Source organism: Caulobacter sp. ALps2 (genome assembly GCF_058681635.1).
Genome location: NZ_CM178743.1, coordinates 1,470,351 through 1,490,758, shown reverse-complemented (window position 1 = coordinate 1,490,758; position 20,408 = coordinate 1,470,351). Strand labels below are relative to the sequence as shown.

At 68.5% G+C, this 20,408-nt stretch carries 22 protein-coding genes; 13 read left to right on the top strand and 9 right to left on the bottom strand.

Annotated features, from left to right (window positions below):
• Positions 1-247 precede the first annotated feature (247 nt).
• The 5 genes from ffh to ACW173_RS06980 all read left to right on the top strand — a co-directional run bounded on the left by ffh (position 248) and on the right by ACW173_RS06980 (position 4,772).
• Positions 248-1,777 (top strand): signal recognition particle protein, encoded by a 1,530-nt coding sequence (ffh, locus tag ACW173_RS07000; RefSeq protein ID WP_492084149.1) that lies wholly within the window; start codon positions 248-250, stop codon positions 1,775-1,777.
• Between the two features lie 24 nt (positions 1,778-1,801).
• On the top strand, positions 1,802-2,350 hold the full coding sequence (gene rpsP, locus ACW173_RS06995; protein WP_492084148.1) for a 30S ribosomal protein S16: 549 nt from the start codon (positions 1,802-1,804) through the stop codon (positions 2,348-2,350).
• 113 nt (positions 2,351-2,463) lie between these two features.
• Entirely contained in the window at positions 2,464-3,045 is a 582-nt protein-coding gene (rimM, locus tag ACW173_RS06990) for a ribosome maturation factor RimM (RefSeq protein WP_492084147.1), read from the top strand.
• A gap of 22 nt (positions 3,046-3,067) precedes the next feature.
• Positions 3,068-3,670, top strand: a complete 603-nt coding sequence (locus tag ACW173_RS06985; RefSeq protein ID WP_492084145.1) for an NUDIX hydrolase — start codon at positions 3,068-3,070, stop codon at positions 3,668-3,670.
• A 55-nt stretch (positions 3,671-3,725) separates the two neighbouring features.
• Positions 3,726-4,772, top strand: coding sequence for a S41 family peptidase (locus ACW173_RS06980; RefSeq protein ID WP_492084144.1), 1,047 nt, complete (start codon positions 3,726-3,728; stop codon positions 4,770-4,772).
• A gap of 55 nt (positions 4,773-4,827) precedes the next feature.
• On the opposite strand, the gene ACW173_RS06975 is transcribed toward ACW173_RS06980, so the two are convergent.
• Positions 4,828-5,682: an acyl-CoA thioesterase gene (locus ACW173_RS06975; RefSeq protein ID WP_492084143.1), complete on the bottom strand. Its 855-nt coding sequence runs from the start codon at positions 5,680-5,682 to the stop codon at positions 4,828-4,830.
• A gap of 81 nt (positions 5,683-5,763) precedes the next feature.
• Between ACW173_RS06975 and ACW173_RS06970 the strand changes: the two genes are divergently transcribed.
• The gene (locus ACW173_RS06970) at positions 5,764-6,678 is read left to right on the top strand and encodes a histone deacetylase family protein (protein WP_492084141.1); all 915 of its coding nucleotides are present in this window, start codon (positions 5,764-5,766) and stop codon (positions 6,676-6,678) included.
• 83 nt (positions 6,679-6,761) lie between these two features.
• On the opposite strand, the gene ACW173_RS06965 is transcribed toward ACW173_RS06970, so the two are convergent.
• The 3 genes from ACW173_RS06965 to ACW173_RS06955 form a co-directional block, all read right to left on the bottom strand.
• Positions 6,762-6,860, bottom strand: a complete 99-nt coding sequence (locus ACW173_RS06965; RefSeq protein WP_492084139.1) for a hypothetical protein — start codon at positions 6,858-6,860, stop codon at positions 6,762-6,764.
• Between the two features lie 271 nt (positions 6,861-7,131).
• Entirely contained in the window at positions 7,132-7,551 is a 420-nt protein-coding gene (locus ACW173_RS06960; protein WP_492084138.1) for a PaaI family thioesterase, read from the bottom strand.
• Positions 7,548-8,048, bottom strand: coding sequence for a PaaI family thioesterase (locus tag ACW173_RS06955; RefSeq protein WP_492084136.1), 501 nt, complete (start codon positions 8,046-8,048; stop codon positions 7,548-7,550). Before ACW173_RS06955 ends, ACW173_RS06960 begins: the two co-directional genes overlap by 4 nt.
• A gap of 39 nt (positions 8,049-8,087) precedes the next feature.
• Here ACW173_RS06955 and ACW173_RS06950 point away from each other — a divergent pair, with 39 nt between their 5' ends.
• A complete protein-coding gene (locus ACW173_RS06950; RefSeq protein WP_492084135.1) occupies positions 8,088-9,116 on the top strand; it encodes a ligase-associated DNA damage response exonuclease in 1,029 nt (342 codons plus the stop codon).
• Here ACW173_RS06950 and ACW173_RS06945 read toward each other — a convergent pair.
• Complete coding sequence (locus tag ACW173_RS06945) at positions 9,092-10,264, bottom strand: citrate/2-methylcitrate synthase (protein WP_492084133.1); 1,173 nt, start codon at positions 10,262-10,264, stop codon at positions 9,092-9,094. The genes ACW173_RS06950 and ACW173_RS06945 overlap by 25 nt on opposite strands.
• A gap of 131 nt (positions 10,265-10,395) precedes the next feature.
• On the opposite strand from ACW173_RS06945, the gene ACW173_RS06940 reads away from it, so the two are divergent.
• The 5 genes from ACW173_RS06940 (at position 10,396) to queG (ending at position 15,848) form a co-directional block, all read left to right on the top strand.
• Positions 10,396-11,481: a citrate synthase/methylcitrate synthase gene (locus tag ACW173_RS06940; RefSeq protein WP_492084131.1), complete on the top strand. Its 1,086-nt coding sequence runs from the start codon at positions 10,396-10,398 to the stop codon at positions 11,479-11,481.
• A gap of 31 nt (positions 11,482-11,512) precedes the next feature.
• Positions 11,513-12,430, top strand: a complete 918-nt coding sequence (locus tag ACW173_RS06935) for a cation diffusion facilitator family transporter (protein WP_492084130.1) — start codon at positions 11,513-11,515, stop codon at positions 12,428-12,430.
• Between the two features lie 33 nt (positions 12,431-12,463).
• A complete protein-coding gene (rfaE1, locus tag ACW173_RS06930) occupies positions 12,464-13,915 on the top strand; it encodes a D-glycero-beta-D-manno-heptose-7-phosphate kinase (RefSeq protein ID WP_492084128.1) in 1,452 nt (483 codons plus the stop codon).
• 150 nt (positions 13,916-14,065) lie between these two features.
• Positions 14,066-14,752, top strand: a complete 687-nt coding sequence (gene fzlA / locus ACW173_RS06925; protein ID WP_492084126.1) for an FtsZ-binding protein FzlA — start codon at positions 14,066-14,068, stop codon at positions 14,750-14,752.
• A complete protein-coding gene (queG, locus tag ACW173_RS06920; RefSeq protein WP_492084125.1) occupies positions 14,733-15,848 on the top strand; it encodes a tRNA epoxyqueuosine(34) reductase QueG in 1,116 nt (371 codons plus the stop codon). The genes fzlA and queG overlap by 20 nt, the downstream gene beginning before the upstream one ends.
• Before the next feature lie 122 nt (positions 15,849-15,970).
• Here the strand turns inward: queG and ACW173_RS06915 are convergent, their stop codons facing one another.
• Positions 15,971-16,846 carry a UTP--glucose-1-phosphate uridylyltransferase gene (locus tag ACW173_RS06915; protein ID WP_492084123.1) on the bottom strand — a complete coding sequence of 292 codons (876 nt, stop codon included), beginning with the start codon at positions 16,844-16,846 and terminating at the stop codon, positions 15,971-15,973.
• A gap of 162 nt (positions 16,847-17,008) precedes the next feature.
• Between ACW173_RS06915 and bamJ the strand changes: the two genes are divergently transcribed.
• Positions 17,009-17,506, top strand: coding sequence for a BamJ family beta-barrel-assembly machinery protein (gene bamJ / locus ACW173_RS06910; protein WP_492084122.1), 498 nt, complete (start codon positions 17,009-17,011; stop codon positions 17,504-17,506).
• Positions 17,507-17,627: 121 nt separating this feature from the next.
• On the opposite strand, the gene ACW173_RS06905 is transcribed toward bamJ, so the two are convergent.
• The 3 genes from ACW173_RS06905 to rfbC all read right to left on the bottom strand — a co-directional run bounded on the left by ACW173_RS06905 (position 17,628) and on the right by rfbC (position 20,387).
• Positions 17,628-18,830, bottom strand: coding sequence for a threonine ammonia-lyase (locus ACW173_RS06905; protein ID WP_492084120.1), 1,203 nt, complete (start codon positions 18,828-18,830; stop codon positions 17,628-17,630).
• Between the two features lie 91 nt (positions 18,831-18,921).
• Positions 18,922-19,821, bottom strand: a complete 900-nt coding sequence (locus ACW173_RS06900; protein WP_492084118.1) for an alpha/beta fold hydrolase — start codon at positions 19,819-19,821, stop codon at positions 18,922-18,924.
• A gap of 2 nt (positions 19,822-19,823) precedes the next feature.
• Positions 19,824-20,387: a dTDP-4-dehydrorhamnose 3,5-epimerase gene (rfbC, locus tag ACW173_RS06895; RefSeq protein ID WP_492084117.1), complete on the bottom strand. Its 564-nt coding sequence runs from the start codon at positions 20,385-20,387 to the stop codon at positions 19,824-19,826.
• Positions 20,388-20,408 lie beyond the last annotated feature (21 nt).

The following is a 20,408-nucleotide window of genomic DNA, read 5'->3' as shown; positions in this document are numbered from 1 at the left end:
GCCCAAGCGCCTTAGGATCTGGGTCCCGGCTTTCGCCGGGAAGGCGGATTTGAAGGGTGCTTTTGACTCTTTGAGCTTTTTGAGACATAAGCCCCGGCTTCCGGCGCTTTATCAGCAGCGCCTCCACCGTCACGACCCCGGCCTGTTAGCGCAGGATCCATCCGGACGAGGACGGCGAGGACCCCCATCGACGTGATCGTCCATGGGGGCTGATCGCGTTTGGGTCTTGGTTTAACGCGGGTTTCGCATGTTCGACGGCCTTACAGAGCGACTTTCAGGCGTCTTCGATCGCCTCGGCGGTCGCGGCGTCCTGTCCGAAAAGGACATCGACGAGGCGCTGCGCGAGGTCCGCGTCGCCCTGCTCGAGGCCGACGTCGCCCTGCCGGTCGTCAAGGACTTCATCGCCAAGGCCAAGGAACTGGCCGGCGGCGAAGCGGTCATCCGTTCGGTCAAGCCGGCCGACCAGGTGGTCAAGATCGTCTATGACGGCCTGGTCGACATGCTGGGCGGGGAAGTCCCGACCGGCCTGAACCTGGCGCTGAACCCGCCGTCGGTGATCCTGATGGCCGGCCTCCAGGGCTCAGGCAAGACCACCACCACCGGCAAGCTGGCCCTGCGCCTGTCCAAGACCGAGCGCAAGAAGGTGCTGGTCGCCTCGCTCGACACCCGTCGCCCGGCCGCCATGGAGCAGCTGGCGACCCTGGCCAAGCAGGTCGAGGTCGAGAGCCTGCCGATCGTCCCGGGCCAGAGCGCCACGGACATCGCCAAGCGCGCCATGACGGCGGCCAAGCTGGGCGGCTACGACGTCCTGATCCTCGACACCGCCGGCCGCACCACGCTGGACGAGGCGATGATGAGCGAGGCGGCCGAGATCGCCCGCATCGCCAGCCCGTCCGAGACCATTCTTGTGGCGGATAGCCTCACGGGCCAGGACGCCGTGCGCACCGCCAAGGCGTTCCACGAGCGCCTGCCGCTGACCGGTTTGATCCTGACCCGCGCCGACGGCGATGGCCGTGGCGGCGCGGCGCTGTCGATGCGCCACGTCACCGGCCTGCCGATCAAGTTCCTCGGCGCTGGCGAGAAGATCGACCAGCTGGACGTGTTCGACGCTCGCCGCGTCGCCGGCCGGATCCTGGGCCAGGGCGACGTCGTCGCGCTGGTCGAGAAGGCCGCGGCCGATCTCGACCATGCCGAAGCCGAGCGCATGGCCAAGAAGCTGGCCAAGGGCAAGTTCGACCTGGACGACCTCGCCGCCCAGCTGCGCCAGATGCAGAAGATGGGCGGCATGGAAGGCATCATGGGTCTGCTGCCCGGTGTCCAGAAGGTCAAGAAGCAGATCTCCGAGAGCGGGATCGACGACAGCATCTTCCGTCGCCAGCAGGCGATCATCAGCTCGATGACCAAGGAAGAGCGCAAGAAGCCCGACATCCTGGCCGCCTCGCGCAAGCGCCGCATCGCCGCCGGGTCGGGCGTCGACGTCGCCGAGATCAATCGTCTGCTCAAGCAGCACCGCCAGATGGCCGACATGTTCAAGGCCATGTCCAAGGACGGCGGCAAGGGCCTGGCCCGCATGGCCCAGATGATGGGCGGCGGCGACATGGCGCGCATGAAAAACATGGGCGGGGGGAAAATGCCCCAGTCCGATCCCAACGCAGCGGGAGGCCCTGGCGGCATCCCGGGGCTGCCCGGTCTGCCGGGCCTCGGGGGCGGCGGCGACGCCAAGCCCAACCCTCTCTCCGGCCTGGGCCTGCCCGGCTTCAACCCGTTCAAGAAATAGAACTTTAGACCAAGGACTACCGATATGCTGAAGATCCGTCTCGCCCGTGGCGGCGCCAAGAAGCGTCCGTACTACTCGATCGTCATCGCCGACAGCCACTCGCCGCGCGATGGCCGCTTCATCGAGAAGGTCGGCACCTACAACCCGCTCCTCAAGAAGGACGACGCCAACCGCGTCACCCTGAAGGTCGAGTCGATCCAGGAGTGGCTCAAGAAGGGCGCTCAGCCGACCGACCGCGTCGCGCGCTTCCTGGCCGCTCAAGGCCTGACCACCTGGGCCCACGGCAACAACCCGGAAAAGGGCAAGCCGGGCAAGAAGGCGCAAGAGCGTCTGGCCGAGCGCGCCCAGCGCGACGAAGAGCGCAAGCAAGCCGAAATCGACGCCAAGGCCGCCGCCGAAGCCGAAAAGGCCGCCGCCGCTGAAGCCGCCGCCGCCGCCGCCGCCGAAGCCGCTGCTGCTCCGGCCGTCGAAGAAGCTCCGGCTGAAGAAGCCCCGGCCGCTGAAGCCGCCGCTGAAGAGGCTCCGGCCGCTGAAGCCGAAGCTCCGGCTGCTGAAGAAACCACCGAAGGCTAAGGGTTCCAGCGCCGTCGATCCTGGTTTGCGGACCCCCCTTTATCCTGACCCGATCAAGCTGATCGGGTCAGGAGGGGCCCCGGCCGGGTCGGCGGCGCGACTCTGTCTACGTCATGGCCAATTCTCCCGATGACCCGATGATCATGGTCGGCCGCGTGGCCGGCAGCTTCGGCGTGCGCGGCGAGGTGCGGATCGCGACCTATACTGAAGAGCCGATGAGCATCGCGGCCTTCAAGACGCTGAAGCGCCAGGACGGCTCGGTCGCCCTAACCATCGCCTCGGCGCGCAAGGCCAAGGATGGCGTCGTCTGCCGCTGTCCTGGCGTCGACACCAAGGAGGCCGCCGACGCCCTGCGCGGCCTGCGCCTGTACGTCCCCCGTTCGGCGCTGCCCGAGCCGGACGAGGACGAGTTCTACTTGACCGACCTGGTGGGCCTGACCGTCCGCCACATCGCCACCGACGTCCTGCTGGGCCGCGTGAAGAGCGTCCAGAACTTCGGCGCCGGTGACATTCTCGAGATCACTCCCGACCTGGGCGGTCCGACCTGGTACCTGCCGTTCACGCGGGCCGCTGTGCCCGAGGTCAAGATCGGCGAAGGTCTGATCCTGGCCGACCCGCCCGCCTTGGTGGGCGAACACGAAGGGCCAGAGGAGCAAAGCTCGGACGAAGACGAAGAGCTGGGCGACCGGGACTGATTTTCCGCGAAGGAACCGCACGATGTCGGACGGAAAGTGGCGCGTCACCGCCTCGCGCATCGTGCACCAGGATCGCTGGATCCACCTGCGCGCCGACGACTGCGTGACAGACGAGGGCGCGGTGGTCGCGCCGTATTACGTCCTGGAATATCGCGACTGGGTCGAGCTGGTGGCGCTGGACGCGGACAACAACGTCCTGCTGGTCCGGCAGTACCGACACGGCCTGGGCGACCTCTCCAACGAGCTGCCGGCCGGCGGCATGGACGAGGGCGAGACCGATCCGGTCGAGGCCGCTCGCCGCGAGCTTCTGGAAGAGGCGGGCTGCGCCGGGACGCTGGAGCTGATCGGCGAGACCCGGCCCAATGCCGGCACCCACTCCAACCGCGTCCACATCGTGCTGGCCCGCGACGTCGTGAAGGTCGCCGAGCCCAAGGACGACCCCCACGAGCGGATCGAACCGTTCTGGGTCTCGGCCGCGGAAGCCCTGCGCATGGCGCTGGACGGCGAGCTGACGGTCGGCATGCAGGCCGCCTCTTTGCTGCGGGGTCTGGCGAAGGCTGGCGTCGTCCAGATGGCGCTCGCGCCACATGGGGCGGATGACAAACAGGTCATGACGCAAGCTTAACTGGCGTCCGCGCCGGCCCGATGCGACGTCCCCGCTCAGTTGGAAAGGGATCCGCATGCGCCGCCTGTTGACCGTTACCGCCCTGGCCCTGTGCCTGGCCGCCCCGGCCTTCGCCGCCGAAGAACTGACGGCCAAACAGGCCGGCCAGGTGGTCGACACCCTGATCGTCGACATGAACGGTTATTTCGATCGCGCCCGCGCCGCCAAGGTCCAGGCCGCCTTGAAGGCCCAGCGCGCATCGCTGACCAGGATCCACGACCGTGAAGCCTTGGCCGCGGCGCTCAGCGCCATCACCCTGACAGTGTCTGGCGACCAGCATCTGAAGGTCTCGGTCGCGACGGCTAGCGCCAAGGCCGCCTCGATCAGCGACGTCGACCAGGCCCTGGTCGACCAGCGGCTGGCCTATGGTCTCATGGCCGCGCGGCGGCTGCCGGGCAACATTGGCTATCTGAAGCTGCGCTATTTCGAGCAGACCAAGCCGGGCGCCGACCTGATCGACGCGGCCATGGGCATGCTCCAGCATACCGACGCGCTGATCATCGACCTGCGCGAGAACACCGGCGGCGGCGGGGCGTCGGACGCGCGCCTGCTGGGCCATCTGTCGAAGACACCGCTGGTCATGGCCCAGCTGCATTGGCGCACGGCCGACGGCGGCGAAGAGATCGAGCAGCGCCGGGTCGACACGCCGCAAGCCGGACCGCTGTACGCCGAGAAGCCGGTCTTCGTGCTGACCGGTTCGCGCACCTTCTCGGCGGCGGAGGGCTTCGCCTACGACATCCAGGCCAACAAGCGCGGGGTGGTGATCGGGACGAAGACGCGCGGCGGCGGCAATCCAGCCAACCGCCCGGCCCCGCCGCTGGGCTTCGGTCTGACCGTTTTCGTGCCCAACGGCCAGGCGGTGCATCCGTTGACCGGCAAGGGCTGGGACGGCGTGGGCGTGCGGCCCGACGTCGAGACGCCGCTGGAAGGCGCCCTGACCGAGGCCTATCGCCGGGCCCTGGCCGTGGCCAAGCCGATGGTCTCGACCCCGAAGTCGGAGAAGGAGCGCGCCGACGCCATCGCCGATCCGGCGGCGGCGCTGACGGCGGACCAGAAACTCTAAGCGCGTCAGGCGAGGTGGAGCGGTTCGCCGCCCGGACGCGCGTCAAATCGAAGAGCTATTTGCGAACCCGCATCAGGCATTCCTGGGCCACGGAGGCCAGGAGCTTGCCGTCCTTGCCGAACATCTGGCCGCGCACCAGGCCCCGACCCTGCGAGGCGCTGGGGCTATCCTGGGCGAACAGGGTCCAGTCGTTGAAGTCGAACGGGTGGTGGAACCACATGGCGTGGTCGAGGCTAGCGGCTTGCAGGCCGGGCGTGGTCCAGATCAGGCCGTGCGGGCGCAGGGCGCTTTCCATGAAGGCCATGTCCGACGCATAGGCCAAAGCGGCCTGCTGCATGCGGATGTCGTCGCCCAGCGGGGCCTTGGCGCGCATCCAGACCTGCTTGGTGCCGGACTTCTTCACCGGGGCCATCGGGTTCTGCATGTCGACCCAGCGGGTGTCGACCGGACGGGGGCGCTCGGCCAAGGCCACGATCTTCGGATGGATCTGGTCGCCCAGGCTCTTCAGGAACTCGGCCTCGGTCGGCAGGCTCGCGGGATCGGGCGCGTCGGGCCGCTCGAACTGGTGCTCGAAGCCCGCTTCCGGCGTCTGGAACGAGGCGGCCAGGTTGAAGATCTGATCGCCGTGCTGGATGGCGGCCACGCGGCGGGTCGTGAAGGTGCCGCCGTCGCGGGCCCGCTCGACCTCGTAGAGCACGGGGGCGTTCACGTCGCCGGGGCGGATGAAATAGGCGTGCAGCGAGTGGCAGACCCGGTCCGGCACGGTCTTGTAGGCCGCCAGCAGGGCCTGGGCGATCACCAGCCCGCCGAAGATGCGCGGAAAGCCGTCGTTCGGGCTGACGCCCCGAAACAGGTTCACCTCGATCGGTTCGAGGTCGAGGATGTCGGCGAGGGTCTCGGTCGTCTGCATGGCGCAGTGCGATAAGCCCGCTTCGGCGCCGCCGCAAGTCGTCACCTTGCGTCAGGCGATCCGGCTCCCCATCGTGGAGCGATGTCCTCTTCGCCCCCTGTGATCCACCACCCCGCCTTTCGCGCCGAGATGCCGGCGGGGCACCGCTTTCCGATGGACAAGTTCTCGCGGCTGGCCAGCGTGCTGGAAGCCGAGGGCGTTCCGGGGCCAGACGGCTTTCACCGCCCCGAATATATCGATGTCGAGACCCTGCGGCTGGCCCATACGGAAGACTATGTCCGGGGCGTGATCGAGCTCTCTTTACCGGCCGACGTGGTCCGGCGGATCGGCATGCCCAACACCGACAGCGTCGCGACCCGGGCCCGCGCGGCGACCGGCGGCACGTTGCTGGCGGCGCGCCTGGCCCTGGAGCATGGCGTCGCCTGCAATACGGCGGGCGGCAGCCATCATGCCTCGGCCGAAAGTGGCGCGGGGTTCTGCGTGTTCAATGATGTGGCGGTGGCCGCGCGCCGGCTGTTGGCGGAAGGCCTGATCGGCAAGGCCCTGGTCGTCGATCTCGACGTCCATCAGGGCGATGGCACGGCGCGGATCTTCGAGGACGACCCCAGCGTCTTCACCTTCTCGATGCACGCCGAGAAGAACTTCCCACATCGCAAGGCCGTGAGCGATCTGGACGTCGAGCTGGCCGACGGGACGAGCGACGCGGACTATCTGGAAAAGCTGGAGACGATCCTGCCGGCGCTGCTGGGCGGCGTCCGGCCGGACATCGTCTTCTTCAATGCGGGGGTGGATCCGCACGCGGACGACAAGCTGGGCCGTCTGTCGCTGACCGATGAGGGTCTTACGCGACGAGAGGCCTATGTCCTGGGCGCTTGTCTTTCTTCTGGGACTCCCGTGGTCGGGGTCATCGGTGGCGGCTACGACGCGGATATCGATCGTCTGGCGGCCCGCCACGCCATCCTGCATCGGACAGCCAAGTCTTTGTGTTCTCGGTAGTTTGTCTTCTCGGGAGTCTTGAACGCCATCTCCGTCGGGGCGGCTCGGTGAGCGGCCCGACGGAGGTTACGCGGCGATCACGCTTACAGGCTCGAAGCGAGCGAACCGGCGATGACGACGAGCGGCAGAACCGCGAGAACGAGCGAGGCGAAGCCGGCGACGGCGTTGGTCTTCATGGTCATGATCTTGATCCCGTTTTTGCCCAGAGCGTGGCTTGCCGCGCTCTAAGTGTTTGAAATTAGAGCCCGAAGGGCTCTAGCGGCGCCGTTGTTGGCGTCCGGTGATCAGGGATATAGGCGTCGACTCCGGTTAATGCACGTTACTCATGCTTCATGACGCCGATTTAAGAAACTTTGTCGCGCCCAATCGGCATTACAGCGGATTAATGTAGTCGCTGAATTTCGTTTCGCGGGAAACTTTATCCTTTGAGACGATTATTCCGGACCCGGAGCGTTAATCCTCGCTGGGCGCGACGAGAAAGAGTCCACGCATCGTCGCGATCGGGGCCGATCGTGTCTCCTGCCAGGCCTCGACATGGACGTTGGCGATGCGGCGACCCAGCTTCTTGATGCTGGCGCGGGCATAGGTGGTCAGAGGCCGGCCCGAGCGCAGGTACTCGATCGAGACGTCGATCGTGCGCGGCTGGCGTTTCATCGGCGCGGCCACCGACAGCTGGGCCAGGGCCGTCATCTCCATGAAGGCCCCCAGCACCCCGCCATGGATGGCGGGCAGCATCGGATTGCCGACGATGTGATGGGCGAACGGCAGGATGGCGGTCATCTCATCCCCGGCCAGCTCGGCCTTGATCCCCAGGAAGCGGGCGTAGGGGATGGAGTCCAGCATCGAGACCAGACGGGTGTCGGCGTCGCTCATTGGTCGGCTCCCCCGGTCTTGGCCCGTGGTTCGCGCGGCGGCTTGAGGTTGGCGCCGGGCTTCTTGCCGGCGCTGCTATCCAGCATGAAAGTCGCTTGGGCGGTGGCCACGGGATCCTCCGGATCACGGTCGTAGGCGACGGCGCGGACAAAGGCGATCGAACGGGTCATCTTGTAGCAATGGGCGCGGGCCAGCACGTCCAGGCCCGGCTCGGCCGCGCGCATGTAGTCGATGCGAAGATCCAGCGTGGCGATCGAGGTCCAGGTCTCCATGGCCGCGTGCACGGCCTGGCCGCTGGCGTGGTCCAGCAAGGTGGTGACCACCCCGCCGGCGATGACGCCAGTCTCGGGATCGCCGATAATCTCGGGACGGTACGGGACCTTCAGGATGGCGACCGCGTCGCCGATCTCCAGGGTGGTGAAGCCCAAGGCCTTGGCCTGGGGGCTGCCCTCGTTCATCGCCGTGGCGATCATGCGGCTCTGTTCGTTGTCGCTCATGCCTGCTCCTCGTCGGGGATAGGCTTAGCGCTTCCCGCGTTGTCATATCCAGACGTGATCAAGCCCGAAGACCTTCTCTGTCCCCGACCGGACGGTCTCTACTGCCCGCCGGGAGACTTCTATATCGACCCCGTCCGCCCCGTGGACCGGGCCGTGATCACCCACGGCCATGCCGACCATGCCCGAGCCGGCCATGGCGTGGTGGCCGCCACGCCGGAAACCCTGGCGATCATGGCGACCCGCTATGGCGAGGACTTCACCGAGCGCCGCCAGGCCGCGCCCTATGGCCAGGCTTTCACCCACAATGGCGTCGAGGTGACCCTGGTCCCGGCTGGCCACGTGCTGGGCTCGGCCCAGGCGGTGGTGCGCTGGAAGGGCCTGACCATGGTGGTCTCCGGCGACTACAAGCGCCGCCGCGATCCGACCTGCGCGCGGTTCGAGCCCGTGCCGTGCGACGTCTTCATCACCGAGGCGACCTTCGGCCTGCCGGTCTTCCGCCATCCCGACGATGCCGGCGAGATCCGCGGCCTGCTGGCCTCGGTCGAGCAGTTCCCCGAGCGCGCCCATCTGGTCGGAGCCTATGCGCTGGGCAAGGCGCAGCGGGTGATCAAGCTGCTGCGCGAAGGCGGCTGGGACAAGCCGATCTTCGTCCATGGGGCGCTGGAGAAGCTGAACGCCCTGTACGAAGCGCATGGCGTCGAGCTGGGGCCGCTGGCTCCGGCGACCTCGTCAGGCCCGAAGGACGCTTTCGCCGGCCAAATCATCATCGCCCCGCCCAGCGCCGTGGCCGACCGCTGGTCGCGGCGGTTTCCCGATCCCGTCGACTGCTTCGCCTCCGGCTGGATGCGGGTGCGCGCCCGGGCCCGACAACGCGGTGTCGAGCTGCCGTTGATCCTCTCCGACCACGCCGACTGGGACGAGCTGACCGCGACCCTGAGCGAGCTGCGCCCCGGTGAGGTGTGGATCACCCACGGTCGCGAGGAGGCCCTGGAGCGCTGGTGCGAGTTGGAAGGCCTGCCGGCGCGGGCGCTGCGGCTGGTGGGTTACGACGAGGAAGAGGGCGAGTAGCCTTCCGGCGCCACCCCTACATACCGCGCTCTTGGCCGTATCAGCCGGCCCGTCTGTAGCTGCTCGATCGCATGCGCGGCCCAGCCGACGCTGCGGGCTGTCGCGAACAGAATGAACGGCGCGTCGGGCGGCAGCTTCAGGGCCCGCGCCAGTGTCACCAGCGCGAAGTCTATATTCGGCGCGAGACCCGTGGCGGCTTCCGTCGCCATGCGCAGGTCGGCCAGCAGGGCTGGGGCCTCGAACGCCGCCAGCAGCGCCGCCGCGCGCGGGTCGCCGTCCGGATAGAGCGGATGGTCGAAGCCGGGCATCGACGCGCCGCGCGCCAACCTCGCGGAGACCGCATGGCTGGCGTCGCGCCGCTCGGCCTCCTCGACGAAGGCCTCGACCCGCGCGGCCATGCCGCCGTGCAGCGGTCCCGACAGCGCCGACAATCCTGCCAGGCAGGCCGCAGACAGCGACGCTCCGGTCGAGGCCGCCACCCGGGCGGCGAAGGTCGAGGCGTTCAGTTCGTGGTCGGCCAGCAGCACCAGGGTCCGGCGGACGAGATCAGCGCCGGCCGCGTCCAGGCCCCAGGCGGCGGCGAAGCGGGCGTGGGCCGGGCCTTCTCCGGCCTGTCCGGTGGCGGCGTCGACCACGGCTTCGAGGAGGTCGGCGGCCTCCATGGCCAGCGCCAGCGGCGCGCGGCCCCGGGCCGGCGGTTCGCGGCCGGCGCGGGCGGCCAGGGTCGAGAATAGCCGGCCCCGCGCGCTGTCGGCGACTGGCGGCTCCGGACGGCGGGACGACTTCAGCGCCGCGCCATGGCCGCCGCGCAGCAGCCGGCCAACGTTCTCGAGGGTCAGGCCCTGCTCGGCGAGTTCGACGGCGTCGCGGCCGCGATACCAAAGACGGCCGCCAGCGACGGTGGTGATCGCCGAGGGAAGCACCGGCTCGCCCCAGGCGATGGCCTCGGCGGCGACGTCGGCGGCGCGGCGTCCGCGCGCCTTCTTCTGGGCCAGGGCGGCGACGTCCGAGGCGCGATAGAGACTGCGGCGCGGGTCGCGCGGATGAGCGGCGGCCTCGATCCGGCCTCGACTGACATAGGCGTAAAGAGTCTGCGGCCGGATCCCCAACCGTTCCAGAACCTGATCCGCGTCCAGCCAATCCGCCATATAGATTGATTATATTGATCAAGATTGACGATCAAGCGTGGCGGGCGTTTTTCGGCCAGCGCGATAGCCGAAAGTGGAAGTCGGTTTCGCCGGCCATCGCGCGACAACAAAGACTCGAAAGGAGACCGCAAATGTCTGATGGTCTTGAGGGCGTCATCGCCGCCCGCACTGTTCTGTCCGATGTCGATGGGGCCAAGGGCCGCCTGGTGATCCGGGGCTACGCCGTCGAGGACCTGTCGGGTCGCACCCGCTACGAGGAGGCCGCCCACCTGCTGTTCGATGGCTTCTTCGAGGACGCGCCGTCGGATCTGGCCCCGGCTCTGGGCGAGGCCCGGGTTCGCGCCTTCGCCGAGGTCGCCGCTCTCGATGAGGGCCTGGCCCGCCGCGATCCGGTCGAGGCCATGCGCGCCCTGTTGGCCAGGATGCCCGACGGCGACGACCTGCCGACCGCCCTGCTGTTGATCGCCGCTCCAGCCGTCTTCACGCCTGCCGTACTGCGCGTCGCCAAGGGCGACAGCCCGGTCGCGCCGGATCCGGCCCTGTCGCACGCCGCCGATATCCTGCGGATGACGCGCGGGACGCCGGCCACCGACGCCGAGGCGGCCGCCCTGGACGCCTATCTGGTCACGGTCTGCGACCACGGCCTGAACGCCTCGACCTTCGCCGCCCGCGTGGTGGCCTCGACCCGCGCCGGCCTGACCTCGGCGGTGCTGGCGGGGCTGTCGGCGCTGAAGGGGCCGCTGCACGGCGGCGCGCCGGGGCCGGTGATCGAGATGCTGGACGAGATCGGCACGCCCGAGAACGCCCGCCCTTGGCTGGAGAAGGCCCTGGCGCGCGGTGACCGGCTGATGGGCTTTGGGCACCGGATCTACCGCGTCCGCGATCCGCGCGCCGACGCCTTGAAGGCGGCCGTGCGCAAGCTGGCCGACGCCTCGCCCAGCCTGCCGGGCCGCGTCGCCTTCGCCGAAGCCGTCGAGCAGGCGGCGCTGGAAATCCTGCGCGAGCACAAGCCCGACCGGCCGCTGGACACCAATGTCGAGTTCTACACGGCGCTGCTGCTCGAGGCCCTGGGACTGCCGCCGGCCAGTTTCACCTGTGTCTTCGCCATGGGCCGGGTCGCCGGCTGGCTGGCGCATGCTCGCGAGCAGCTCGCGGGTGGGAGGCTGATCCGGCCGCAGTCGGTCTATGTCGGGCCGGAGGTGCGCGCCGCGGCTTAGGTTTTTGCAAGGTGTGCGGTAGATAGGGGTCATGTCCCTGCATGCTCATCCGAAGGCTGCCCGCAACGTCGCCCTGCTGTCCGTGGCGACGGCGACCGTCCTGATCATCGTCAAGGCGATCGCCTGGCGGGCCAGCGACAGCGTGGCGATCCTGGCCTCGCTGTCGGACTCGGCCCTGGACCTGGTGGCCTCGCTGATCACGCTCTACGCCGTGCGCTACGCGGCTGTTCCGCCGGACGCCGAGCACCGGTTCGGTCATGGCAAGGCGGAAGCCTTCTCCAGTCTGTTGCAGGGCGGGCTGGTCTTCGCCTCCGGCGCGCTGATCGGGCGAGAAGCGTTTCACGCCATCTTCAACCCCAGTCCGGTCCAGCACGGCCTGGCGGGCGTGATCGTGATGATCGTGTCGATCGTCCTGACCCTGGCCCTGATCACCGCCCAGAGCCGGGTGCTGAAGGCCAGCGGCTCGATCGCCATCGCCGGGGATCGCGCCCACTACGCCGCCGACCTCGGCTCGAACGCCGTGGCGCTGGTGGGGGTCGGGGCGGCGTCATGGCTCGACCTGCCCTGGGTCGACGCGGCGGCGGGCCTGCTCGTGGCGTTGTGGCTGATCTGGGGCGCGATCGGCGTGTTCCGCGAAGCCTCGGACCAATTGCTCGACCGCGAACTGCCCGAGAATGATCGCGAGCGGATCGTGGCCCTGGCCGTCGCCGACCCGCGCCTGCTGGGCGTGCACCAACTGCGCACGCGGGCCTCCGGTCCCTATATTCACATGCAGATGCACGCCGACCTGGCGTCTGACATCTCGCTGGCCGAGGCTCACGCCATCATCGTCGCCGCCGAGAACCGCCTCCTGGAGGCCTTTCCTTCGGCCGACATCATCATCCACCCCGATCCGCGCGGGCTGGCCGAGAAGCACGGCGGCGTCTTCGCCGAGAGCGTCGAGGGTTGAGTTTCCGGAGCGGGTAGGGGTACGGAACGCCTTATGGACGACACCCTCGCTAACCTCCCCCGCGCCTTCGCCGGCAAGACCGTGCTGGTCCTTGGCGACGTGATGCTGGACCGCTTCATCTATGGCGCGGTCGACCGCATTTCGCCCGAGGCGCCGGTGCCGGTGATCGCGGTCGAGAAGGAAACCGCCATGCTGGGCGGAGCGGGCAATGTCGCCCGCAACGTCGCGGCGCTGGGCGCCAAGGCGGTGCTGATCGGCCTGGTCGGCCAGGACGACGCTGGCGCGGCCCTGCGCGGCATGATCGACGCCGAGCCCGGGCTGGAGGCTGAGCTGGTCGCCGACCCCAAGCGCCGCACGACCGAGAAGGTCCGCTACATCTCCGGCTCGCACCAGATGCTGCGCGTCGACCGCGAGGACCGGGGTCCGGGCGACGCCGCCACGCTGCTGGCCGCCTTCAAGGCGCGTCTGGCCGCCGCCGACGTCGTGGTGCTGTCCGACTACGCCAAGGGCGTGCTGACCGCCGAGGTCGTGCGCGGGGCGATCGACGCCGCCCGCGCCGCCGGCAAGCCGGTGATCGTCGATCCCAAGAGCCGCGACTTCGCTCGTTATGACGGCGCCACCCTGATCAAGCCCAACCGCAAGGAGGCCGCCGAGGCCACGGGCGTCACCGACAACTCCGACGAGGCTTCGGAAGAGGCCGGCGCGGCGATCCTGGCCATGGCGCCGGGCCTGGAGGCCGCCTTGATCACCCGAGGCGGCGCGGGCATGACCCTGGCCGTGCGCGGCGAGCCGCCGGTTCATCTGCCAGCCACCGCGATCGAGGTGTTCGACGTCTCCGGCGCCGGCGACACCGTGGCCGCGACCCTGGCGCTGTCGGTGGCGGCAGGGGCCAGCCTGGCCGACGCCGCGCACCTGGCCAACCTGGCGGGCGGCCTGGTGGTCGCCAAGCTGGGCACCGACGTCGTCACCGCCGCCGAACTCATGGCCCGCGCCGGCTCGGCCCAGGGCGAGCCCGGCGAGATCAAGATCGCCGACCGTGACCAGGCCCGGGCGATCGTCGAGGGCTGGCGCGCGCGCGGCCTGAAGGTCGGCTTCACCAACGGCTGCTTTGATCTCCTGCATCCCGGCCACGTCTCGCTGCTCAGCCAGGCCAAGGCCGCCTGCGATCGGCTGATCGTCGGCCTCAACACCGACGCCTCGGTCTCCAAACTCAAGGGCCCGACCCGGCCGGTGCAGAAGGAGACCGGCCGGGCCACGGTGCTGGCTTCGCTGTCGTCGGTCGACCTGGTGGTGTTGTTCGGCGAGGACACGCCGCTGGCGTTGATCCAGGCCTTCCGCCCCGACGTGCTGGTCAAGGGCGCCGACTACACGGTCGAGACCGTGGTCGGGTCCGATGTGGTGCTGGGCTATGGCGGCAAGGTCGTGCTGGCGGAACTCAAGCAGGGCCAGAGCACGACGAACCTCATCGCCCGCATGAACAGTTGATCGTGAGCGGTTCGCCGCTCGGACGCGCGACATAAAAGCGTCAAAAGCGCCGCACAAAGGCCTGCTTTTCTTGGGTAAACCGCGTTCGGCAATCTCTTGTTAAGCAAAGCGGCGCATCGCTCTTTCGATGCAGCCTGAGCGCACCTGGGCATGAGCGTCGAACGCACCCTCCACCATTTCCCCCTGGACCCCGCGTCGCGACAGGTCCGTCTGGCGCTGGGCGAAAAGCGGCTGCCGTTCGTTGAGGTGCAGGTTCGTTACTGGGAAATGCCGCCCGAGTTCACCGCGCTGAACCCGTCGGGTCTGCCGCCGGTGCTGGTCGAGACCCGCAACCAGCGCAATCTGGTGGTCTGCGAGACGCGGGCCATTCTCGAACATATCGAAGAGACCGAGAGCGAGCCGGCGCTCCTGGGCCGCGACGCGGGCGAACGCGCCGAGGCTCGCCGCCTGCTGCAATGGTTCGACCGCAAGTTCGACAACGAGGTCAACGGCTTCCTCCTGCACGAGAAGATGGAGAAGCGGCTGCTGCGGATGGGCGCGCCGGACCTGGCCGCCCTGCGCCAGGGCCGCGAGGCGCTGCGGGCCCACCTGGGCTATATCGACGGCCTGCTGCAAACCCGCGATTGGCTGGCCGGTCGCCGCATGAGCCTGGCCGACTTCGCCGCCGCCGCGCACCTGTCGGTGATCGACTATTTCGGCGACGTGCCCTGGAAGGACTTCCAGACCGCCAAGACCTGGTACATGAAGCTGAAGTCGAGGCCGGCCTTCCGTCCGATCCTGGCCGACCGCTGGCCCGGCCTCGCGCCGGCCGCGCACTATGACGACCTCGATTTCTGACCTGTCACCTGACGCGATCAAGGACGAGATCCGCGCCGAGGCGCTGACCCTCGGGTTCTCGACCTGCGGCTTCGCCGACGCCGCGGCCGCCTGGCCCAATGGCGAGTGGCTGAAGGCCTTCGTCGAGGCCGAGCGTCATGGCGACATGGGCTGGATGGAAGAGACCCTGGAGCGGCGTTCGCATCCCACGGCCATGTGGACCGAGGCGAGGTCGGCAGTGGTGCTGGGCGTCAACTACGGTCCCGACATCGACCCGCTGGAGCAGCTGAAATCGACCAGCGACGCGGCCATCTCGGTCTACGCCCAGGGCGACGACTATCACGACGTCATCAAGAAGCGCCTGAAGCTGCTGGCCGGCTGGATGCATCGCCGGTTCGGCCAGGACGTGAAGGTCTTCGTCGACACCGCCCCGCTGATGGAAAAGCCGCTGGCCCAGCGCGCGGGCCTTGGCTGGCAGGGCAAGCACACCAACCTGGTCTCGCGTCAGTTCGGCTCGTGGCTGTTCCTGGGCAGCGTGCTGACGACCCTCGATTTGCCGCCCGACACCGCCGAGATCGACCACTGCGGCCGGTGCAGCGCCTGCCTGGACATCTGCCCGACAAACGCCTTCCCGGCCCCGCGCCAGCTGGATGCGCGGCGCTGCATCTCGTACCTGACCATCGAGCTGGCCGGCCCGATCCCGGCGGAGTTCCGGCCGGCGCTGGGCAACCGGATCTATGGCTGCGACGATTGCCTGGCGGTCTGCCCGTGGAACAAGTTCGCGTCGCTGTCGAGCGAGGCCAAGCTGCAGGCCCGCGAGGCGCTGAAGCAACCGTCCCTGGCCGAGCTGGCGGTGCTGGACGACACGGAATTCCGGGCGCTGTTCTCGAAGAACCCGATCAAGCGGATCGGCCGCGACCGCTTCGTGCGCAACGTGCTCTACGCGATCGGCAACAGCGGCGATGCAAGCCTGATGGCGGTGGTCGAGCCGCTGCTGACCGATCCGGCGCCGGTGGTGCGCGGCGCGGCGGTCTGGGCCGCGCGGCGTCTCCTGGGAGACGCCTTGGCGCTGAAGCGCGCCGAGGACGATCCCGAGGTTCTGGCCGAGTGGCAATGAAATCTGCTCCCCTTCTGGGGGAGCTGTCGCGGAGCGACTGAGGGGGCATCGCCGGCCTAACCCGAGCTGCCCCCTCCGGCCCTCTGGGCCACCTCCCCCAAAAGGGGAGGAGAATTCAAGACTTAGGCTTTCAGCGCCGCTTCCACCGCGGCCCGCGCCGCGACACCAAGGTCCGGACGCTTCAGGGCCAGGGCGACATTGGCCTTCAGCAGACCGATCTTGTCGCCGCAGTCGTGGGTGACGCCTTCGTAGACATAGGCGTGGAACGACTGCTGGGTCATCAGCTTGGCCATCGAGTCGGTCAGCTGGATCTCGTTGCCGGCGCCCTTTTCCTGGCTGGCCAGGAGTTCGAAGATCTCGGGCTGCAGGATGTAGCGGCCGGCGATCGACCAGTTCGAGGGCGCCGTGCCCTGGGCCGGCTTCTCGACCATGCCGGTCATGGTCGCCAGGCGGTCGTTCACCTCGCCCGGGGCGACGATGCCGTACTTGTGGGTCTCGCTGGCGGGCACTTCCTCGACGCCGATGACGTTGCCGCCGCCGACCTTGTCATAGACCTCGATCAGCTGGCCCAGCGCCGACGGATCGGCGTCGACGATGACGTCGGGCAGCATGACCGCGAACGGCTCGTCGCCGATGATGTCGCGGGCGCACCACACCGCGTGGCCCAGGCCCAGCGGGGCCATCTGGCGCACGAAGCTCATCTCGCCCGGACGGGGCAGCTCGTCGCGCAGCTGCTTGAGGATGTCGAGCTTGCCCTTGGCTTCCAGCTGCATTTCCAGCTCGACCTGGTGGTCGAAATAGTCCTCGATCGCGCCCTTGGAGCGGCCGGTGACGAAGACGAAGTGCTCGATGCCGGCCTTGCGGCCTTCCTCGACGATGTACGACAGGATCGGCCGATCGACGACGTTCAGCAGCTCCTTCGGCGTCGTCTTGGTGCCCGGCAGCACGCGCGTGCCGAGGCCGGCGACGGGAAGGACGGCTTTACGAACGGGTTTCATGAGCGTCTCGTCTGAGTATTGGGTGGCCGTTTCTAGAAAAGCTTTCTGACGAAAGCCACCACTGTTCCGTGAAAAGTATTCCGCGGGCCGTGCGTGTTCGTCCGGAGATGGAATCGCGGGCTCTTCGTGCTAGCTGAACAGCCTGATTGTTCGAGGTTCTTCATGCATCGTCGCGCCCTGCTTCTCACCCTCGCCGCCGCCGGCCTGACCCTGGCCGCGTGCGGTCCCAACAAGAAGGCCCAGGAGAACCTCTCGATCGCCGACGCCTTCATGGCCAAGAACGCCAAGGAGCCCGGCGTCGTCACCCTGCCCGAGGGCGTGCAGTATAAGGTGGTCCGCGAGGGGGCGAATGGCGGCATGCACCCGACCAAGGCCGACGAGGTCAAGGTCCACTACGAAGGCAAGCTGCTGGACGGCACGGTGTTCGACTCGAGCTACGAGCGCGGCGTGCCGGCCGTGTTCCCGCTGGACGGCCTGGTGCCGGCCTGGGTCATCGCCCTGCAACGCATGAAGGCCGGCGACGAGTGGATCCTCTACGTGCCGCCGGCCCTGGGTTATGGCGCGCGGGACAAGGGCCCGATCCCGGCCAACAGCGTGATGATCTTCCGCATCGAGCTGCTGGACGTGAACCGCATCGGGCCGGGCAAGCCGAAAGAGTGAGTCTGCTCCCCTTGCGGGGGAGCTGTCGCGAAAGCGACCGAGGGGGTCGTCTCGGCCTAGGCCGCGCTACCCCCTCCGGCCTTCCGGGCCACCTCCCCCAAAAGGGGGAGGAGAATTCAAATCACACCACCCGCGGCGGGTAACCGCTGTCGCGCAGGGCCTGCATGACGTCCTGGGTGTGCTGGGCGTCGCGGGTTTCGATGGTGATGTCGAACTCCGCGCCCTTGGCCGGGACGTCCAGGGCCAGGCGGTTGTGGTTGACCTCGATGATGTTGGCGCCCATGGCCCCGATCACGCTGGCCACGGTCGACAGCAGGCCCGGACGGTCGTCGCCGATGATCCGCAAGCTGGCCAGGCGCTGGGCGCGGACCAGTTCGCGGGTCAGCACCGAGGCCAGCAGGCGCGTGTCGATATTGCCGCCGCACAGGATCAGGCCGCACTTCTTGCCCCGGAAGCGTTCCGGATAGGCCAGCAGCGCCGCCAGCGAGGCCGCGCCGGCGCCCTCGGCGATGGTCTTCTCGACATTGCAGTACAGCGAGACGGCCTGTTCCAGGTGAGGCTCTTCCAGCAGCAGCACGTCGTCGATCAGCGGGCGCACCACGCCATAGGTCAGCTCGCCGACCTGCTTGACCGCCACGCCCTCGGCGATGGTCTGGCCGCCGCAGTGGGCGGCGACGCCGCGCATCTTGGCGGTGAAGGACGGGTACATGGCCGGTTCGCAGCCGATGATGCGGATGTCGGGCTTCAGCGCCTTGGCCGCCGTGGCCACGCCGCTGATCAGGCCGCCGCCGCCGATCGGCACCGGCAGGATCTCCAGGTCCGGCGCGTCTTCCAGCATTTCCAGGGCGATCGTGCCCTGGCCGGCCATGATGTCGTAGTCGTCGAACGGGTGGACGAAGGTCAGGCCCTGCTCGTCGCGCAGCTTGCGGGCGTGGGTGTTGGCGTCGTCATAGGTCTCGCCCTCGATGACTACGGTCGCGCCGAAATCGCGGGTGTGCTGCACCTTCACGAAGGGCGTGGTCTTAGGCATGACGATGGTGACGGGCACGCCCAGGCGAGCGCCATGATAGGCCAGGCCCTGCGCGTGGTTGCCGGCGCTGGCGGCGATGACGCCCTGCTTCTTCTCGGCTTCCGACAGCAGCATCAGCTTGTTCAGCGCGCCACGCTCCTTGTAGGCGGCGGTGAATTGCAGGTTCTCGAACTTCACCCACACCTCGGCGCCGGTGATCTTCGACAGCGTCTTGGAGTGGCGGCAGGGCGTGCGCTCGATCTGACCCTTCAGGCGGCCGGCGGCGGCTTGGATGGCGGCGAGGTCGAGGGTCATCGGTCAGCACTCTGTCGCGGCGAGAAACGAGCCGTGGCGGGCGTCTAACACGCCCAACCCATCAAAGCCCACCCATTTGGGCACACCCCTTTTAGGGCGCGGTCTCCAGCAGGTTTTCCATGGCCGCCCAGGCTTCTGGTTCAGTCAGCATCGGCGCGTGGCCGACGCCGGGGACCTCGGCATAGGCCATGTCGGGCGCGGCGGCCTTCATGCGCTCGGCGATGGCGGGGTCGATGAGGTCGGAGATGCCCCCGCGCACCAGCAGCAACGGACGGTCCTTCGCCAGCGCTCGAAACAGCGGATACATGTCCGGCGGGGCCAGGGCCTGCCCGCTTTCTGCCTGGGTCTTGGCCGCCGCTTCCGCCGCCGCCTTGATCGGCGCGGCGATGTCGGGGTCGTAGGCCAGGACGTAGCCGCCATCCGTCTCGTCGAACAAGCGGCGGGCGAAGACGTTCCAGTCCTCGGCCGTGTAGGCGGGGAAGGCCGCTTCGTTGATCGCCTTGGCGTAGGCGACGGCGGCGTCCCAGGTCTCGAACCGGCTGGCCATACCGGTATAGCCGGCGATGCGGGCCAGCCCGACCGGCGACAGCTCGGGGCCGACGTCGTTCAGCACGGCCGCCGCGATCGCCTGGGGCATGATCGAGGTCAGCACCATGGTGATCAGCCCGCCCATGCTGGTCCCGACGAACACCGCCCGCTCGATCCCGGCCGCCTGGAGCAGCGAGACGACGTCGGCGGCATAGGTTCCCGGATGATAGTTCATCGGGTTCGGATCACGCGCCGACAGGCCCCGGCCGCGCACGTCGACCGCCAGCACGCGGCGGCCGGTGGCGGCGATGCGCGGCGCCAGGTCTTCGAAGTCCCGCGCGTTGCGAGTCAGGCCGTGGATGCAGATCACCGGCGGCTTCCGGGCCTCGCCCACGGGCGCGTAGTCGCGAGCGTGCAGCGGCAGGCCTTCGTGCGAGGTCCAGAAGAAGTCGGTGAAGCTCATGTTCAGGCCTCGTAGACGAAGGGCGAGTCGATCTCGCTCAGCAGCGGGGCCGCGTTGTCGCGGTCGTTGGCGGTGATTTCAGACGCACCGATCGGCCAGTCGACGCCGATGGCCGGGTCGCTCCAGCGCACCGCGCCCTCGGCGGCCGGGGCGTAATAGTCGGTGACCTTGTAGAGCACCTCGCAGGCGTCGGTCAGGGTGACGTAACCGTGGGCGAAGCCCTTGGGGACCAGCAGCTGCTGGCGGTTCTCGGCCGACAGTTCGGCCCCGACCCACTGGCCGTAGGTCGGCGAGCCCTTTCGGATATCCACCGCGACGTCGAAGATCGAGCCGACCACGCAGCGCAGCAGCTTGTCCTGGGCGTGGGGCGGCTTCTGGTAGTGCAGGCCGCGCTGGATGCCGCGCGTCATGGAGCGCACATGGTTGTCCTGGACGAAAGCGGCCTTAAATCCAGCCTCCTCCAGCGCCGCCTGGCGGAAGGTCTCGGAAAACCAGCCGCGCTCATCGCCATGCCGCGCGGGCGTGATAAGCAGCACTTCGGGGATCGCCAGCGGCGTGATCTTCATGACGCGTACCTTGAGAAACGA